This window comes from Nocardia amamiensis (assembly GCF_015477605.1).
Classification (GTDB): domain Bacteria; phylum Actinomycetota; class Actinomycetes; order Mycobacteriales; family Mycobacteriaceae; genus Nocardia; species Nocardia amamiensis_A.
The window spans coordinates 1-3,718 of the sequence record NZ_JADLQX010000104.1 but is presented as its reverse complement, the minus strand read 5'-3'; the positions used below and the strand labels follow the sequence as shown (position 1 = coordinate 3,718).

Annotated in this window: 3 protein-coding genes; all 3 read right to left on the bottom strand. The window is 65.8% G+C overall.

Going from position 1 to position 3,718, the window contains the following annotated elements; translation table 11 throughout:
• Nucleotides 1-121 precede the first annotated feature (121 nt).
• Nucleotides 122-1,069, bottom strand: a complete 948-nt coding sequence (locus tag IU459_RS36770) for a tyrosine-type recombinase/integrase (RefSeq protein WP_195134192.1) — start codon at nt 1,067-1,069, stop codon at nt 122-124.
• A gap of 90 nt (nt 1,070-1,159) precedes the next feature.
• Complete coding sequence (locus tag IU459_RS36765; protein ID WP_324199174.1) at nt 1,160-1,834, bottom strand: ATP-binding protein; 675 nt, start codon at nt 1,832-1,834, stop codon at nt 1,160-1,162.
• Nucleotides 1,831-3,303, bottom strand: coding sequence for an IS21 family transposase (gene istA, locus IU459_RS36760; RefSeq protein ID WP_195134193.1), 1,473 nt, complete (start codon nt 3,301-3,303; stop codon nt 1,831-1,833). Before istA ends, IU459_RS36765 begins: the two co-directional genes overlap by 4 nt.
• Nucleotides 3,304-3,718 lie beyond the last annotated feature (415 nt).

The window sequence follows — 3,718 nt, the reverse complement described above, 5'->3', positions numbered from 1 at the left end:
CCAGATCCCACAACTCGTCCGGCACAAGCCGCCGCGACAACGCATCCACCACGACCGAACATCATGCAACACAACCGATCTCAATGCGCCAAGAACGAATTACATCCATGTGAGACATGGTCTAAGCGGAGAGAAAATGCCGAAACAGGTGGGGCGAGAACATGATTCCTGTGCGATCCCGCAGGCGTCGCACCAGCCGGTTGACGCTGGCGTAGCTCATAGGAGCGCCGATCGGGGCGCCCCAGAGATTGACGAACACGTAGTCGCAGTCCAGCAGACCGTATTCCTCGTGCAGGTAGTCGCTGTAGAGGCGGAATACCTCGGCGTCGGCGGGAACTTCCCGCGACCACGTCTTGGCTCGGGCCCGGTTCACGTTCGCTCGCGGCCGGACCACAACAAGCCGACGGCGGGCATCGAGATCTTCGTGCCGCAACCCCAGCGCCTCACCGATCCGCAACCCGGTCGCCCGCAACAAGCTCAACAAGAACCGATCACGCAGCCGGTCGCAGGCGCCGATCAACGCGGCCATCTCCGCCTCGGCCAACTCCCGCGGCGGGCGCCGCTCGGCCCGCAACGAGATCGCGCGGTGCCGTTCCGGCCGTGCACCCAGATGCGCCAGGAACGGCTGCCACGACCCACCGCGGCGGCCCGGCCGCCACCGGGTCAGCAGCTCACCGAGACCGACACCATGGCGCTGATGGAACTCGTAGAACGACGCCAGCGCCGACAACTTCCGATTCACCGTTGCCGCAGTCAGATTCGTCTCGACCCACGGCAGCGCGGACACCCCGCCGGTGCGGGCTTCGGCCGGAAGCCGCAACCAGGTGACGAACCGGCCCAGATCCTCCAGATCCACCCGATCCCACCGCAACTCATGGCATTCCAAGAAAGCGAAGTAATCCCGCAGATCGTGAGCATAGGCGCGGACAGTGTTCGGGGACCGGTCGATCGCGGTCAGATGCGCCAGGAACCGATCCGCCGAATCCACCACCAACCCGCCCGCCAGAACGGTCGCCGACTCCACGCCCGAAGGCATCACCACCCGCTGAACCCGCACCCCAGCTCCCATCCAAGACATAGTGAACTTGCATGTCCACCACAGCTATTCGGCGCAACCCACCCCCGTGGATTGGACGTCATGGACAGAGCGAATCGGTGGTCAGATAACTGCGGCCAAGGTCTTGGGCATGATCGTGTCGAATCCAGACGGATGAATATTGCTGGTGACCGCAATGGAACGCCTCTCGTATGCGGCGTCGATCACGCGGTAGAACGCCTCGGCGGCGTCCGGGCCGACTGGCAGCATGCCGATGTCGTCGCAGACGATCAGGTCGCAGGCGCAGATGCGGGCGACCGCGCGGGCGATCGATCCGTCGGCTTTGGCCTTGCCGAGGGTGGTCGCGAGGGATTCGAGGGTGAACCAGGAGACCCGCAGGTCGGTCTCGATCGCCGAGTGCGCGAGCGCTTCGACGAAGTGGCTCTTGCCGGCGCCGGAGGCTCCGGCGACCACCAGGTTTTCGTGCCTGCCGACCCATTCCAGGGTGGCCAGGGCGTTCTGGGTGGCTTCGGGGATGGTCGATTCCTCGGGCAGCCAGGAGGAGAACGTTTTGCCGGTCGGGAAGTTCGCGTTCTTGCGGCGCTGGCGCCGTGTCGCCGAGTCTCGGCCGGTGACCTCTTCAGCCAGCAGCACCCGCAGCACTTCAGCGGGGTCCCAGCGTTGAGCTCGGGCGGTGGCGAGCACGTCGGGCGCGGCTTTGCGCAGATAGGGCAGCCGCATCCGGCGGCAGATCTTGTCAAATTCCTCCAGCAGCGCCGGGGCTTTCGGATGCGTCATGCGCCGAACCTCCCCCAGTTGCTGGTGCCGGGCTGGACCGAGTGCGCCTCGTCGGCGCGCACGACATCGGCCAGGTGGGAGAACTTGGCCAGGTGATCGACGATGGCGGCCAGGTCACCGTCGTCGAAGCGGCCCGCGACCGCGGCGACACCGAGCGCTTCCTCGACCGCCTCCGGTCCTGTCAACGCCGCCAACTCGAGCGCGCGGGTCATCTTCGCGCGGATGCGCGACACCCCGGACGCCGAGGCTTCGGTCAGCCAGCGGCGGGCGCCTTCACCAAGTTCGAGGAACGCGACCTCTTCGACGGTCCGCGGTCGCAGTTTCCGCACCCGTGGCAGATCCCCGCCCTCGTGATGCGGGTAGTGCTCGTCGAGGATGCGCGGATTGCCCGGGGTCGAGAGCCGATGGCGGGCGATCTCGGCCAGCCCTCGAGGGTTTCTCCCGGTGACCACCAGTTCCTCACCAGCGACCCGGCACCAGACCTTCTGCCCCTGATACCCGTCCGGGGTCGAATACCGCACCGACCCCCACCGGATCGTCTGATCGTCACCGACCAGGCGTTCCTCACCCAAAGCGATCGCATGCGGGGCGGCCGGCAACACATGCAGATGCGCCCGCTCGACACCGAGCCGCACGATCGGCGCGACCCCGGTCTCGCGATGCGGGCGCGCGTTGACCCGCTCGCACCACGACCAGCAGGCATCGGCCAGCTCGGTGAACGACGAATACTCCGGCAGCAGATTCGCCGTGGTCGGCACCAGATCGGCCTTCGCGATCTTCACCGTGTGCTCCGCGCCGCCCTTGGACTCCGGGTCGAACGGCTCACACGTCTCCACCTTGCAGCCGTAATGCCGCCCCGCAGCGACGACTTCCGGATGCCGCACCGGCAGCCCGGCGATCCGGTCCACCGTCACCGTTCTCGGGTTGTCGGTGAGCAAATACGTCGGCGCACCACCGATCCGACGCAACGTCACATCGATCCCGAGAACCAGCGAACCCAGGGTTTGATCCCACGACGGGATCACCACCCGAAACCGCGACCACGCCAGCCACGCGCAGAACAACTGCGTCCGCCGCCCGGCAACTTTCGGGCCTTCGCCCCAATCGAACTGCAACCACATACCCGGTTCCGGCAGCCACGGCCGATATTTCCGCCGGTGACCGGCCTTCCACGCCATCTTCGCCTCGGAGACCGCACGACGAGTCGACCGATCCGTGCCGGTGAACCCCATCGCCAGCAGCCGCTGATGCACCACATCAGCGCGGATCTTGCCCTGGGACTTGTCCACCAACTCCTCGATCTTGCCCATGAACGGGTCGATCGACCGCGCCCGCCGCGGCCTGGCCAGCGGATCACCGCCCCCATCGCGGACCGCGACATACCGCGCCACCGTCTTCTCATCCACCCCCGACAGCGCCGCGGCCGAATGCGCGCAGCGCGTCAGATCGAACGCTTCCAGAATCTCCATGATCTCCCTGTCAGACTTGGTCAACGGGATCCCTTCGACGCAGTTGGCAAGCGATCACACACACGCCAGCCAACCCGCCTGAAGAGATCCCGTTTCGCATTTATTCAGGCGTGTCCCGGAGATCCTGATGTCCGCCAATCCGGAGAAACCATGTCCGCCAGCCCGGACTCACATGTCCGCCCACCCGGATTATCCGGGCTCAGGCACAAAGTTGGTGGCGTGCCGATGATTTGGAGCCTGGCGGGAGGTAATCGATCATGACCAGGGTGTGCTGATCTTGATCTGAAAGTCCTGCTTCCGCATCTCGCCGACCTGAACATCGAGCAGGTCACCCGCCGCGGAATGGCTTTATGGATCCATGCCGACATCACTGCGCAGGGCGCGTCGTGTCCGGGCTGCACGTGCTGGTCGGTTC